This window comes from Paenibacillus sp. TY11 (genome assembly GCF_059772165.1).
This window is the reverse complement of record NZ_JCBAIQ010000029.1, coordinates 48,153-62,938: the sequence shown is the minus strand read 5'-3', so window position 1 is coordinate 62,938 and position 14,786 is coordinate 48,153. Positions and strand designations below refer to the sequence as shown.

Below are 14,786 nucleotides of genomic sequence, written 5' to 3'. Positions count from 1 at the left end.
GATGAGATTTCCCAATTAGTAAGACCCCTTGAAGACGACGAGGTAGATAGGTTGGGGGTGGAAGTGCAGTAATGCATGGAGCTGACCAATACTAATCGGTCGAGGGCTTATCCTAAAGATAAAACGCAAATGAGTTTCGGATCCAGTTTTCAGGGTGTAAGTTTAGTTTAGTATAAGCTCGAGTAGCTTATATGAGACAAGCGAACACACAGCATTTGGCGATGCTGATTCCTGAAAAAGTATTTGCGAGTCAAATACATGTTTGGTGGCGATAGCGGAGGGGTTCCACACGTACCCATCCCGAACACGACCGTTAAGCCCTCCAGCGCCGATGGTACTTGGACCGCAGGGTCCTGGGAGAGTAGGACGTCGCCAAGCAAAAGTGAAAAGGATGATAATCTCAATGAGATTATCATCCTTTTTTTATGCGTTTTAGATGACCACCTGTTTCTAAGGTTGACAGAGAGAATGGGGTTTGCCACACTCTAAGTGTGTAATCTTTTTATGGATGTCCAAGTATACAAGCGAGGTGACGAAGTTATGGAGATCAGACAATTACAACGTGAGGAATTTGAATCGGCTATTGAATTATCTCAATATGCTTTTCAGTTTACAATGTCCCTGGAGGATCTGGAGAAAGCTAGGAAGAAGTTCAAACCAGAGCAAACATGGGGAATATTCGACGGACATGACTTGAATGCTAAACTGACTTTGTTACCGCTACAGGTATACATAAACGGTCAGGTTTTTGATATGGGGGGCATTGCTGGTGTGGCAACATGGCCAGAAAAGCGTCGCGGAGGCATGGTTTCACGTTTGTTGACGCATGCGCTTGAAGAGATGAAGTCTGCGGGACAAAGCCTTTCTTTTCTGCATCCCTTCTCCTTTGCCTTCTATCGTAAATTTGGATGGGAAACGTATATTGAATACAAAAAGTACGTCATTCCAATTGATAAATTCCCTGCTAAACTTAAAACAGAAGGTACAGTCAAACGGGATGTCAAGGATATTTCAGAACTGGACCAAGTGTATCAAGCGTATGCTTCGCGTTATAATGGCACGCTGGTACGAGATAAGGAATGGTGGCAAGAGCGGATTTTAAATGAGAACTATCGAACTGCGGTATATTACTCAGAAACAGGCGATCCTCAGGGATATGCACTATACAAAATTGAAGATAAACAGTTGAATTGTGATGAGTTGGTATATGAAAATGAGACGGCTCGTCGGGCTTTATGGACTTATTTTGCAAATCATGACTCAATGATAACCCAAGGTAAATTTAATTACGTTCCGGCAGATGACAATTTGGCATTTTTACTCGATGATCCGCGAATTCAACAGGAAACTGTGCCTTATTTTATGGGTCGTATTGTGGATGCAGCCGCTTATATAGAGAGATACCCTTTTGAGCCGATTGGAGAAGAAACATGTTTGACCTTAGATCTGACAGATCGGTATGCTCCATGGAATGAAGGGGTATGGAGATTAACAATTACTACGGAAGGGCAAGGACATCTGGACAGAGTGGATACAAGCAATTCATCTGAAAACGCCATAGTAGCCGACTTGAAACTTGGGATCCAGTCACTGACGACTCTAATGCTTGGCTACCAGCAGGCTGAGGATCTGTATAAGTGGGGGCGTATTGAAGGGGGCAGTGAGTCTGTGTCTGCACTTAAACGTGTAATACCGGTAAAACAAACCTTCTTAATGGATTTTTTCTGATAAAGGCCCATTTAGATCTTTTTAGCTCCAACTTTCAGGCAACATAACTTGTGTGGCTATCATAAATTTTCAAAACTCTTTCCGCAATGGGAAGAGTTTTTTTATGATATTGTATAAAACGTAATTAGATTGCGAAAAATGGTATTGACCCCTTGGCAAAAATGAATTGTGTGCTATAATATGAATATAGTCAAAGAAAGTCAAAGTCAATCAGACCTAGTGTGATTCTGTAGGAGTATTATGCTGATGGATTGGCCGTATAAAGTAATTTGACAGCAAAGAAGTTAAATGGATCGAAATGATTTGCGTGTAGTTAGGAGCTGCCTCTTATGAACATAAGAGAAGTGTATGATTTATCGCAAATAAAGGTCACACTAGAGACGAAACGGTACGATTCCAATGGATGTAGAACAGGCGGTGGCCTGAATAAGCTTGGATTCGTGACTTTGCCGTTTGGTTAAGTTCAATATACGGCGGACTCTGTGGAGCGTGAAATGTACTTGAATACTTGCGTTTCCGTTAGTGGAGGATGATGAAATGCGCAATGTTTCCGATATTATTGAACAATATCTGAAGAGCATATTGCTGGAAAGTCCCCAAGGTTTAGTGGAGATTCAGCGTAACGATCTGGCTGACCGCTTTTCCTGCGTACCGTCGCAAATTAATTATGTAATTAGCACCCGGTTTACGCTGGAAAAAGGCTATGTGGTGGAAAGTAAGCGCGGTGGTGGGGGATATATTCGCATTCAGCGAATTCAGCTGCCTGCACAGCATGCGATCCATACACACCTTCATCAGAGCATCGGGGAGGAAATTAGCCAATCGGCAGCAGAAGGACTGATTTATCAGTTAGAGGAAGCCCATTTTTTAAGCAAGAGGGAAGCTAGGCTAATGAAGGCCGCTTTATCGAGGGATACATTATTGCTGAAGCTTCCCTATCGTGACCAACTGCGAGCAAGATTGCTTAAGGCTATGCTGATCTCGTTGCTGGTGGCCAAGTAGTGTGTGAATTGAGACTAACGTTTGGATGTAGGGATTTGTAAAAATCCTGACGTTGAAGGAGGTGCTTTTATGCTGTGCCAAGAATGTAATATGCGGCCGGCAACTTTGCATTTCACCAAAATTGTGAATGGCGAAAAGACAGAGTTTCATATTTGTGAGACGTGTGCGAAGGAAAAAGGGGAGATGATCCATGGAACACCTAACGGCTTTTCGATTCATAGCTTGTTGTCGGGGATGTTGGATTTCGACTCCAGCACAAAGAGCCAGTCTCCAGGCCACAGTGGTCCGCAAAACCTGCAATGCAAGGATTGTGGCATGACCTATGCACAGTTTAGTAAGTTGGGACGTTTTGGATGCCCGTCGTGCTATCAATATTTTGATAGTCGTCTGGACCCTCTGTTCAAGCGTGTGCATGGCAGTACGAGTCATGTTGGTAAAGTTCCGGTCCGTACTGGAGGTCGACTGAAGGTTAAACGGCAAATTGACGATTTGAAAAAAGAGATGCAACAGCATATTGTACAGGAAGAATTCGAATCAGCTGCTGAGCTTAGGGACCAAATCAGAGAGCTTGAAAAAGAAATGACTGAAGAGTAAAGTTTGTGAAGAGTAGGAGGGATGCGTAATGCCTAATATCCGGTTTACGGAGAAGCCGCTAAGTGACTGGATGCGTGGTGATGCTGCGGATTCGGAGATTGTCATTAGCAGCCGGGTGAGAATTGCGCGTAACTTGCAACATCTGCCTTTTCCCATGCTTGCTACCAATCAGCAGTCGGAAGAAGTGCTTCAACGCTTGACGGATATCCTTCAGTATGATGATTTAGTCCGTTTTGGTACTTTTCATACATTGAAAATATCCGAGTTGGATGAGATCGACAAGCAGGTGTTGGTTGAGAAGCATTTGATTAGTCCTAATTTGGCGAACGAATCTCGTAATGGTGCTGTTTTAATTAGCGATGATGAATCGGTTAGTGTTATGATTAACGAAGAGGATCATCTGCGTATCCAGTGCTTATATCCGGGATGTCAGGTTAGAGAAGCTTGGGAACGCGCTATGGTCATTGATGATGCATTTGAAGCGCATGTTGATTATGCATTTGATGATCGGAGAGGTTTTCTGACCAGTTGTCCGACGAATGTCGGCACAGGTATGAGAGCTTCGGTGATGATGCATTTGCCCGCATTAGTCATGACTCATCAAATCAATCGTATATTATCCGCTGTTTCACAGGTAGGTCTTACGGTCCGCGGCATTTACGGTGAAGGCAGCGAAGCGGTCGGAAATTTGTTTCAAGTATCTAATCAGATTACACTGGGACAAACCGAAGCGGAAATTATTGAGAATCTACATGGTGTGGTGCTGCAAATTATTGAGCACGAGCGTTCCGCCAGAGAACGGCTGATGAATGAATCTATGTTGCGAATTACAGATCGGGTGATGCGTTCATTCGGTATTTTGTCATATGCAGCGGTATTGGATTCTAAGGAGGCTGCACAGCGGCTGTCCGATGTACGTCTCGGCGTAGATTTAGGGATTTTGGAGCGTCCTTCCACCGCAGCGATGAATGAGCTGAATGTGATGACGCAACCCGGATTCCTGCAAAAAAGCTTTGGGGATAAAATGAATACCGGTGAGCGCGATATGTACCGGGCGAAGCTGATCCGGCAAAAATTAGGCACAACCCTTTAATATATAGAATGATCTGAAATACACACACTGTGGAGGTGCAGAATATATGATGTTTGGAAGATTTACGGAACGTGCACAGAAAGTGCTTGCCTTGGCTCAGGAAGAAGCTGTTCGATTGGGACACAACAACATTGGCACAGAGCACATTTTGCTAGGCCTCATTCGTGAAGGTGAAGGAATAGCAGCCAAAGCCTTAATCGGTTTAGGGCTGGGACTGGAAAAAATCCAGGATGAAGTGGAAACACTGATTGGACGCGGTCAAGAGCAACCGACGAACATTGCCTATACTCCACGCGCCAAAAAAGTCATTGAGCTATCTATGGATGAAGCACGCAAATTGGGCCATACCTATGTAGGTACAGAGCATATTTTGCTTGGTCTTATTCGTGAAGGCGAAGGCGTAGCAGCCCGTGTACTGAACAACCTGGGCATCAGTCTGAACAAAGCGCGTCAGCAAGTGCTTCAATTGCTAGGCAGTAGCGAGGCGGTTTCCAGCCATCACGGTGCTCCAGCTAATGTCAGCACGCCAACTCTGGACAGTCTGGCACGCGATCTGACGGCATCTGCGAAGGAAAACAACCTGGACCCTGTTATTGGGCGTAGCAAGGAAATTGAACGCGTAATTCAGGTGCTCAGCCGCCGTACAAAGAACAATCCGGTTCTGATTGGTGAGCCTGGGGTAGGTAAAACGGCGATTGCCGAAGGATTGGCACAAAAAATCATAGCGAATGAGATTCCCGAAACGTTGCGTGACAAGCGCGTAATGACACTGGATATGGGTTCTGTGGTAGCAGGCACCAAGTATCGTGGTGAATTCGAGGATCGTTTGAAAAAAATTATGGACGAGATTCGTCAAGCGGGTAATATCGTGTTGTTCATTGATGAGCTGCATACGCTGATTGGTGCTGGTGGAGCGGAAGGCGCAATTGATGCGTCCAACATCTTGAAACCTGCTCTGGCACGTGGCGAGCTGCAATGCATCGGTGCGACCACGCTGGATGAATACCGCAAATATATTGAGAAAGATGCTGCTTTGGAGCGTCGTTTTCAACCAATTACAGTGGATCAACCTTCTCCAGAAGAGGCGATTCAAATCTTGTATGGTCTGCGTGACCGTTACGAAGCGCATCACCGTGTAAAGATCACAGATGAGGCTATTGAAGCGGCCGTAAAATTGTCAGATCGTTATATCACCGACCGCTTCCTGCCAGATAAGGCTATTGACCTTATTGATGAGGCGGGCTCCAAAGTAAGGCTGAATTCGTACACAGTACCGCCAAACCTGAAACAGCTGGAAAACCGTCTGGAAGATATCCGTAAGGAGAAGGATTCGGCGGTACAAAGCCAGGAGTTTGAAAAAGCGGCAGCGCTGCGTGATACAGAGCAAAAAATTCGTGAAGAGCTAGACGTCACGAAAAACCAATGGAAAGAACAACAGGGTCGCACAGATTCCGAAGTTACACCGGAGGATATCGCTCAGGTCGTTGCAATCTGGACAGGTGTTCCAGTCAGCAAGCTGAAAGAGGAAGAAACACACCGCTTGTTGAATATGGAAGAGTTGCTGCATGAGCGGGTAATTGGACAGGATGAAGCAGTTAAGGCAGTAAGCCGGGCGATTCGCCGGGCACGTGCCGGACTGAAAGATCCGAAGCGTCCAATCGGCTCTTTTATTTTCCTCGGTCCAACTGGGGTTGGTAAAACAGAGTTGGCACGCGCCTTGGCTGAATCCATGTTTGGAGATGAAAATGCGGTTATCCGTATTGATATGTCCGAATATATGGAGAAACACTCCACGTCCCGTCTGGTAGGAGCGCCTCCAGGATACGTTGGATATGAAGAAGGCGGTCAACTGACTGAGAAAGTACGTCGTAAGCCTTACTCTGTTGTGTTGCTGGATGAAATTGAAAAAGCGCACCCAGAAGTCTTTAATATTCTTCTGCAAGTGCTGGAAGATGGACGTCTAACGGATTCGAAAGGTCGTGTGGTCGATTTCCGTAACACACTCATCATCTTGACATCCAATGTTGGTGCGCAGGCAATTAAACGTAACTCCACGCTTGGCTTTACAGCTGTAGTGGACGCTGGGGCGGATTACGATAACATGAAGGGCAAAGTGATGGATGAACTGAAGAAAAGCTTCCGTCCTGAGTTCTTGAACCGGATTGATGAAATTATCGTTTTCCATTCTCTCGAAGAAAAACATATTGCCGAAATTGTGTCACTCATGTCTGAGGAGCTGCGTAAACGCCTGAATGAGTATGAGGTGGACTTCGAGTTGACAGACAATGCTAAAAAATTCCTTGCCAAGGAAGGCTTTGATCCAGCATATGGTGCGCGTCCATTGCGTCGTGCAATCCAGAAGCATATTGAAGATCGCCTGTCCGAGGAACTGTTGACTGGCAACATTACTAAAGGTGACTCTCTCTTCATTGATGAGGAGAACGGTGCATTGACAGTAACGAAAAAGGATAACGTATCCACAAAGTCCTAAAGCAGTTTACTAAATAAAACAGTAGAAAAGGGTGTCTCGCAGGCTGGAAAGCTATTGCGAAGGCACCCTTTTTGTGTATAGAACACTGTGAAAAGGGTGGGTAAATGCTTTGGGAAAGTTTGTGATATTGCTTTACGTCCGCCAAGCTTCAATGGTAAACTTTTATTGTTACAGCTCTTTCTGGGCTGTATGAAGATAAATTTGACATCATCGTCATCAATAAGGAGCCAGGGAACAAAGTATGGCTAAAGTGAAAACTAAGTTTTCCTGTACGGAATGTGGTTATGAATCGCCCAAATGGTACGGAAAATGTCCTGGATGCCAGGCATGGAATTCCATGGTCGAAGAAACGGAAAGCGTTGTAAAAACTCAAGGAATGGGTTCTTCCCTTCTTACTCATAGCACAAAAGACAAGCCGCTCCCTATTATTGAGGTGGAGAGTGGCAAAGAAACACGAATCTTGACGGGAATTGGCGAATTGAATCGTGTGCTCGGCGGAGGTGTGGTACCAGGTTCACTTGTTCTGGTGGGCGGTGATCCGGGCATCGGTAAATCTACGCTTATGCTGCAGACTTCTAATGAGCTGGCTTTAACTGGTTTAAAGGTGCTGTACGTGTCTGGTGAGGAATCAGTCCGCCAAACGAAACTACGTGCAGATCGGCTCGGTGCCTTGTCTCCCAGTCTATACGTATTATGTGAGACGAATTTGGAGACGATTGAAGAAGCAATAGACAGCTTGAAGCCGGAGTTTTTGGTTATCGACTCGATACAGACTGTATATTTGCCTGAGGTGACGAGTGCACCAGGTAGTGTAGCTCAGGTGCGGGAGTGTACTTCACGCTTTATGAGAATTGCCAAGGGACTAGGTATTGCTACGGTACTGGTAGGGCATGTGACCAAGGAAGGGGCCATTGCGGGTCCACGTTTGTTGGAGCATATGGTCGATTGTGTGCTTTATTTTGAAGGAGAGCGTCATCATACGTATCGACTGTTGCGTGCAGTTAAAAATCGTTTCGGTTCTACGAATGAAATTGGTATTTTTGAAATGGCTGAAAGTGGTTTGCGTGAGGTGTCGAATCCTTCTGAACTATTCCTGTCCGAACGACCACTGGGGGTGGCTGGTTCTACTGTTGTAGCCAGTATGGAAGGGACCCGACCTGTACTGGTTGAACTTCAAGCATTAATTGCGGCTACGCATTTTCCATCTCCACGCCGAATGGGCACAGGGGTCGACCATCATCGAATGGGATTAATCATAGCCGTGTTAGAAAAGCGGATGGGCATGTTTTTGCAAAATCAGGACGCTTATCTCAACGTAGCCGGAGGCGTGAAGCTGGATGAACCGGCGGTGGATTTGGCTATAGCTGTGAGCATTGCTTCCAGCTTTCGGGATGCTCCTACCAAGCCGTACGATGTGATTTTTGGCGAGGTGGGGCTGACAGGCGAGGTGCGCGCCGTATCTCGAGCAGAACAGCGAGTACGGGAAGCGGAGAAACTAGGTTTCAGACGGGTGATCATGCCGGAAAAAAGTTTGAAGGGCTGGACACATCCGAAAGGGATACAAATTATAGGAGTAGGAACGGTGGCAGATGCACTGGCAGCCGCATTAGATTAGGGGGCATTGAGAATGAAAGAAGCGAGCCAACTGGATAAAATGAACGATTTGCTGCGGCTTGTGGCACCGGGAACTCCCTTTCGCGACGGATTGGAAAACGTTTTGCGTGCCAAAACGGGTGCTCTTCTGGTCGTTGGCTATAGCCCGGAAGTAATGGAAGTCGTGGATGGCGGTTTCTCCATTAATTGTGATTTTTCGCCGAACTATTTGTATGAGTTAGCTAAAATGGACGGCGCAATCATATTGAGCGAGGATTTAAAACGAATTTTATACGCAAATACGCAACTGATTCCCGACTCCTCTATTTCATCGATTGAAACAGGAATTCGGCACCGGACAGCTGAGCGAGTTGCAAAGCAGACAGGCAAACTAGTTGTGTCTATTTCCCAGCGTCGTAATATTATTACGTTGTATCAGGGGACTCTACGGTATGCGCTCAAGGAAATCGGGGTTATTTTAACGAAAGCCAATCAGGCCATTCAGACATTAGAAAAATATAGATCCGTGTTGGGGCAAGCCTCGACGAATTTAACAGCATCAGAATTCGAAGAGCTGGTTACCATGCCGGAGGTCGTTAATGTTATCCAACGGATTGAAATGGTGCTGCGCATCAAAATGGAGATCAAACGATTTATTAACGAGCTCGGAAATGAGGGCCGGCTGATTAGCATGCAGATGGAGGAGCTTGTCAGCAACATTGAGGAAGAAGCTTGGTTACTGTATAAGGATTATGCCAAAGACGACAGCGACGAGAAGATTCGTGAAATTATATTGGGACTCAAACGTTCTACGGACGACGAATTGCTGGATGTGAATCATATTGTACGTTTGCTAGGCTACCCTTCTTCAGCTGCGACATCAGAGGAATATATTGCTGCACGCGGCTATCGGGTGCTGAATAAGATACCGCGTTTGCCGAATGTGATTATTCATAATCTGGTGGAGCGGTTTGGCCGTTTTCCACAAGTCATAACAGCAACGATTGAAGAACTGGATGAAGTAGATGGCATTGGAGAGGTTCGTGCGCGTACGATTAAAGAAGGTCTTAAACGTTTGCAGGAACAAGTTTTCATTGACAGGCAAATGTAAATGTAATACAGTGAAAGGATTATAATGGAACAATTCATACATTGAGGTGAAGAGATGATTACCAAATCAATTCCGAACATGTGTACCTTAGGTAACTTGTTTCTCGGAATGATCGCCATTTTATTGGCCGTAGACGGAAAATACAGTCTTGCCGCTATTATGGTTATTGTCGCCATGTTGTTGGACGGACTGGATGGAAGAATGGCCCGGGCCCTGAATGCCCAGAGCGAATTCGGTAAAGAACTGGACTCCTTATCAGATATGATATCTTTTGGTGTAGCTCCCGCAGTTATTATGTACATGGTTGCTTTTCATGATGCGAATTCGGCTCTGGCTTGGACGGTGACGGCCATTTTTCCGATGTGCGGAGCGTTGCGTTTGGCTCGATTTAACGTACGTCCCGGTGTACCAGGTTATTTCACAGGTTTGCCAATTCCGGCAGCAGGTGGTGTATTAGCCACTTTGTCCTTATTTCATAACGATATTTCATTGTTATACATGTCGATTGCCATGTTGCTGGTCTCTTATTTGATGGTCAGCTCCATGAGATATCCGAATTTTAAAAAGGTCGGCCTTCCGAAAAAAACGATCTGGGTCGCTCCATGGGTCGTAATTGCAGCGGTGGTGTTGGCTGTTAAATTCCCCGACCAGCTGTCGAAGCTGATTTTTGTACCACTGGTGCTGTATGCATTGTACGGTATGAAGCTGAACATTCGTAAGCTGTCACGCAGACGTGGACGTGATCGGGATCGGGATCGTTCCAGTCAGGAAGAACAGGACGATCAATATCGTCATTCACAGCGTTAGTATCAGGTAAGAACAAGAATAAGCATTTATTTCCTTGAATCATTTTAGGGAGATAAATGCTTTTTTTATGCATAAAAAGTGAAAACACAGGGTTAGTTACGTGGGAAATGGATCATACTGGTAAGAGAGGTGCTATGTATCCAATAAATAGCAGACTATATGAAAAGTAAATAAAGGAGGTATAGAGACTCAATGTGGAGAAAGGCTATTTTAACTTTTACAGGATTGTGCGGAGCATGGTTTGGCTATACGTTATACCAGCGGGTAGGAGGCATCGTATCTTGGATGCCACAATGGTTGAGTGATGGTTCTTTACCAGGAATGGCTGTTTGGATGATGGCGGGAGCAGTGCTATTTATGGCTGGATGTTCATTCGCAGGGGCATCCGTGGCGAATCGGTTGCAGCAGGGCATTGAAGGCTTGGTACGAATTCCGATGAATGAGATGATGGCAGGTGTGATTGGATTAGCGGTGGGATTGATACTTTCCTTAGCAGTTTACCCGCTTTTTTCATGGTTGGGGGCCCCTGGTCAACTTATCCAGACCGCTGTTACCGTAGTATGCGGATATGTGGGGTTGATGGTTGGGCTAGAAAAGCGGGACGAGCTGTCGTCCTTTTGGAGTTCTGGCTTTTTTGGTCGGGGAACGGGTGTAGAAGAACGCAAGCTGGAGGAACATAAAATTTTGGACACCAGCGTCATTATAGATGGACGTATTGCGGATATTTGCAAGACAGGTTTTATTGAAGGGACGATTGTGATTCCTGAATTTGTGTTGGAGGAGCTTCAGCATATTGCAGATTCATCAGATTTACTTAAGCGTAATCGTGGACGGCGGGGTCTGGATATTTTGAATAAAATCCAAAAAGAGCTTGATGTGAATGTGCTTATTTATGAAGGGGATTTTGAGGAGATTTCAGAGGTCGACAGTAAGTTGGTTAAGCTGGCAAAGGTGTTGCAGGGTAAAGTTGTAACTAATGATTTTAACCTGAATAAAGTATGCGAACTTCAAGGTGTATCGGTGCTGAACATTAATGATTTGGCGAATGCAGTGAAGCCTGTTGTACTGCCCGGTGAGGAAATTATGGTGCAGATTATCAAAGACGGCAAGGAGCATGGGCAGGGTGTAGCCTATCTGGATGATGGTACGATGATTGTTGTAGAAGGCGGACGTGACTATATTGGCTCTCTGATGGAGGTGCTGGTCACGAGTGTACTTCAGACCTCTGCGGGCCGTATGATCTTTGCTAAACCGAAATTATTGGAAAAAGCTCAATAAACGCGGTATGATGAAGTAGATGTGTTATCATACGGATCGTCCAAGTGCGATCAGGGCAGGAGTTATTTGAATGAACAATCGGGTAGGAGTTGTCATTGTGGCGGCCGGGCGCGGCTCCCGTATGGGAACGCAGGAGAGCAAGCAATTTCTGCTTTTGCGGGACAAGCCCATCTTCATACATACACTTGAAATATTCGCAGCTATGCCCGAAGTGGATGAAATGGTGATGGTGACTGGGGCTGGAGATGTGGAACGCTGCCGAGATTGGATTCGTCACTACAAGATCGGTAAAAATGTACAGGTGGTGCCTGGTGGCAGTGAACGCCAGCATTCGGTTTATCGCGGTCTGCGCCACTTGCAAGCGGATTGGGTGATGGTGCATGATGGTGTGCGTCCACTGATTCAACCTGAGCTTGTACGTTCATGCCTGGAGGCAGCTCAGCGTACTGGTGCTTCTGTAGCGGCAGTACCTGTAAAGGATACGGTCAAGCAAGTGAACGGGGATGGTATCATTACAGCAACGCCGGATCGCCGAAGTCTGTGGAGTATTCAAACGCCACAGACTTTTCGTCTTTCCGATCTGCTGCAGGCCTACGAGGAAGCGGAGCAGGCGGGATTTCTAGGAACAGATGATTCTATGCTGGTGGAGCGGCTAGGCATTCCAGTTACTGTCGTTCAAGGCAGCTACAAGAATATCAAAATTACTACGCCTGAGGATTTGGATATGGCGGCGTTATGGGTAAAGACAGAGGGAGAGGATATCTAATGATCAGAGTGGGACAAGGATTTGACGTCCACCAGCTGGTGGAAGGAAGGCCATGCATCATCGGAGGCGTGAATATTCCGTATGAAAAAGGTTTGCTGGGCCATTCCGATGCAGACGTGCTGCTGCATGCCATTAGCGATGCCATCCTGGGCGCGCTTGGCTTGGGAGACATCGGGAAGCATTTTCCGGATAACGACCCGGAATTTAAGGATGCCGATAGTCTTAAGCTACTGGAGCATGTGTGGGGGCTGGCTAAAGAGCGAGGATATCGCTTGGGGAATATTGATTCTACGATTATCGCGCAAAAGCCCAAAATGGCATCGTATATTCCGCAAATGAATGAGGTCATCGCCCGGGTGCTGGAAGCACAGGAGCTATCCCAGGTGAACGTCAAGGCGACTACGACAGAGCAACTCGGCTTTACCGGACGGGGTGAAGGAATCGCGGCTCAATCGGTTGTCTGTCTTATCAAGTAAATGCTATCATCTTGAGTAATTCAATTTGGAGGAGATTATATGAGTACGGAAGTTCGTGTACGCTATGCACCAAGCCCTACAGGTCATTTGCATATTGGAAATGCCAGAACGGCATTATTTAATTATTTGTTTGCCCGCAATCAAGGTGGAAAATTTATTATTCGCATCGAAGACACAGATGTGAAGCGCAATATTGAGGGCGGAGAAGAAAGCCAGCTTAAATATTTGAAATGGTTGGGTATGGACTGGGATGAGAGCGTAGACGTGGGAGGCGAGTTTGGACCTTATCGTCAGACTGAACGCTTGGACATATATAAAACATACTGGCAGGATTTGCTGGATCGTGGTTTGGCTTACCGCTGCTACTGCACTGAAGAAGAACTGGAACGCGAGCGTGAAGAACAGATGGAACGTGGGGAGACACCACGCTATTCTGGAAAACATCGTGATCTAACAGAAGAACAGTGCCAAGCATTTGAAGCAGAGGGCCGTGTACCAAGTATTCGTTTTCGCGTACCGGAAGATCGTGAATATACGTTTGACGATATCGTTAAAGGTCAAATTACGTTCAATTCCAAGGAAAGCGGCGATTTTGTTATCGTCAAAAAAGACGGTATTCCGACATATAACTTCGCTGTAGCGGTTGACGATTATTTGATGAAAATATCGCATGTACTACGGGGCGAAGATCATGTTTCCAATACACCGCGGCAGTTGATGATCTTTGAAGCTCTCGGCTGGGAGCCGCCACGCTTCGGTCATATGACGCTGATCGTAGGCGAGGATCACAAAAAGCTCAGCAAACGTAACGAATCCATTATTCAGTTCATGGAGCAGTATGACAAGTTGGGCTATCTGCCAGAAGCTATTTTCAACTTTATTGCGCTGCTGGGCTGGTCCCCTGAAGGCGAAGAAGAGATCTATGATCGGGAACAACTGATTTCGATTTTCGATCCTAATCGTTTGTCCAAAAGTCCGGCTGTGTTTGATACGAATAAGCTTGCTTATCTAAACAATCACTATATTAAAAAGGCTGATCCTGAGCGAATTGCCAGCATGGCGATTCCACATCTGCAGGCAGCGGGGCTGTTGCCGACTGAATTGTCGACGGAACAACAGGACTGGGCTAAGGCTCTTGTTCGCTTATATCAGGAACAGATGACTTCCGCCTCCGATATTGTAGCGTTGTCTGAGTTGTTTTTCCGTTCACATCTGGAGCTGGATGCTGAAGCGGCGGCTGTATTGGCCGAAGAGCAGGTTCCTGAGGTACTTAGAGCCTTTGCAGGTAAAGTTGAAACGAGCGAGGAATTTACAGCTCCACAAATGGCCAAGCTGATCAAGGAAGTTCAAAAGGAAACCGGTTTTAAGGGGAAACAACTATTCATGCCGATTCGTGTGGCCCTTACAGGCCAAACCCATGGACGGGATCTGAATGAAACCATCTTTTTGCTCGGACGTGACAAGGTGTTGGATCGTCTCAAGGCACAAATTCAAGGCTGATATTTCTTGTCAATTTGTTGTCTTTTCGCTATAATGACTCCATTGATACGGATTGATTTACGTGTAAAGGCTGCGAACAGGAGAAGTACACTGCATAAGGGCATCTGCCAGAGAGGACGGCCGGGGGGAACCCCAGGCTGGAAGCCGTCCAGATGACCTGCGGAGGAAATGCACCTGGGAGCCGTGCGCCCGAACTCTAATTAGCGTCAACTGCTGATTGTGACAAGGGCGCGCCGAGTCGTTCCCGTTACCGGACGCCAAAGACGGACTTCTCTGCCTTTAGGCAGTAGATATGTCCGAAGCAGAGTGGGACCACGTTCATGCGTCTCTGCAGCTTAGGCTGCGGA

General features: G+C 46.3%; 13 protein-coding genes and 2 rRNA genes. All 15 read left to right on the top strand.

What is annotated here, in order from left to right:
- Positions 1–115: ribosomal RNA gene (locus tag AC6EJC_RS24125) — 23S ribosomal RNA — on the top strand; the annotation flags it as partial.
- Positions 116–261: 146 nt separating this feature from the next.
- Positions 262–378 (top strand): 5S ribosomal RNA (rrf, locus tag AC6EJC_RS24120).
- Positions 379–540: 162 nt separating this feature from the next.
- Positions 541–1,728, top strand: coding sequence for a GNAT family N-acetyltransferase (locus tag AC6EJC_RS24115; RefSeq protein ID WP_444956112.1), 1,188 nt, complete (start codon positions 541–543; stop codon positions 1,726–1,728).
- 329 nt (positions 1,729–2,057) lie between these two features.
- Positions 2,058–2,189, top strand: coding sequence for a hypothetical protein (locus AC6EJC_RS24110; RefSeq protein WP_444956111.1), 132 nt, complete (start codon positions 2,058–2,060; stop codon positions 2,187–2,189).
- 76 nt (positions 2,190–2,265) lie between these two features.
- The gene (locus AC6EJC_RS24105; RefSeq protein ID WP_444956110.1) at positions 2,266–2,730 is read left to right on the top strand and encodes a CtsR family transcriptional regulator; all 465 of its coding nucleotides are present in this window, start codon (positions 2,266–2,268) and stop codon (positions 2,728–2,730) included.
- 69 nt (positions 2,731–2,799) lie between these two features.
- Positions 2,800–3,324, top strand: a complete 525-nt coding sequence (gene mcsA / locus AC6EJC_RS24100; RefSeq protein ID WP_444956109.1) for a protein-arginine kinase activator protein McsA — start codon at positions 2,800–2,802, stop codon at positions 3,322–3,324.
- 28 nt (positions 3,325–3,352) lie between these two features.
- The gene (mcsB, locus tag AC6EJC_RS24095; RefSeq protein WP_444956108.1) at positions 3,353–4,417 is read left to right on the top strand and encodes a protein-arginine kinase McsB; all 1,065 of its coding nucleotides are present in this window, start codon (positions 3,353–3,355) and stop codon (positions 4,415–4,417) included.
- 46 nt (positions 4,418–4,463) lie between these two features.
- On the top strand, positions 4,464–6,908 hold the full coding sequence (gene clpC, locus AC6EJC_RS24090; RefSeq protein ID WP_444956107.1) for an ATP-dependent protease ATP-binding subunit ClpC: 2,445 nt from the start codon (positions 4,464–4,466) through the stop codon (positions 6,906–6,908).
- Between the two features lie 241 nt (positions 6,909–7,149).
- Positions 7,150–8,523 carry a DNA repair protein RadA gene (gene radA / locus AC6EJC_RS24085; RefSeq protein ID WP_444956106.1) on the top strand — a complete coding sequence of 458 codons (1,374 nt, stop codon included), beginning with the start codon at positions 7,150–7,152 and terminating at the stop codon, positions 8,521–8,523.
- A 12-nt stretch (positions 8,524–8,535) separates the two neighbouring features.
- Entirely contained in the window at positions 8,536–9,612 is a 1,077-nt protein-coding gene (gene disA, locus AC6EJC_RS24080; protein WP_444956105.1) for a DNA integrity scanning diadenylate cyclase DisA, read from the top strand.
- A gap of 54 nt (positions 9,613–9,666) precedes the next feature.
- Positions 9,667–10,419 carry a CDP-diacylglycerol--serine O-phosphatidyltransferase gene (gene pssA, locus AC6EJC_RS24075; RefSeq protein WP_444956104.1) on the top strand — a complete coding sequence of 251 codons (753 nt, stop codon included), beginning with the start codon at positions 9,667–9,669 and terminating at the stop codon, positions 10,417–10,419.
- A gap of 192 nt (positions 10,420–10,611) precedes the next feature.
- A complete protein-coding gene (locus AC6EJC_RS24070) occupies positions 10,612–11,697 on the top strand; it encodes a PIN/TRAM domain-containing protein (RefSeq protein WP_444956103.1) in 1,086 nt (361 codons plus the stop codon).
- A 70-nt stretch (positions 11,698–11,767) separates the two neighbouring features.
- The gene (gene ispD / locus AC6EJC_RS24065) at positions 11,768–12,463 is read left to right on the top strand and encodes a 2-C-methyl-D-erythritol 4-phosphate cytidylyltransferase (protein ID WP_444956102.1); all 696 of its coding nucleotides are present in this window, start codon (positions 11,768–11,770) and stop codon (positions 12,461–12,463) included.
- The gene (ispF, locus tag AC6EJC_RS24060; RefSeq protein WP_444956101.1) at positions 12,463–12,939 is read left to right on the top strand and encodes a 2-C-methyl-D-erythritol 2,4-cyclodiphosphate synthase; all 477 of its coding nucleotides are present in this window, start codon (positions 12,463–12,465) and stop codon (positions 12,937–12,939) included. The genes ispD and ispF overlap by 1 nt, the downstream gene beginning before the upstream one ends.
- Before the next feature lie 39 nt (positions 12,940–12,978).
- Positions 12,979–14,439: a glutamate--tRNA ligase gene (gltX, locus tag AC6EJC_RS24055; RefSeq protein WP_444956100.1), complete on the top strand. Its 1,461-nt coding sequence runs from the start codon at positions 12,979–12,981 to the stop codon at positions 14,437–14,439.
- The last annotated feature ends 347 nt before the right edge of the window (positions 14,440–14,786 follow it).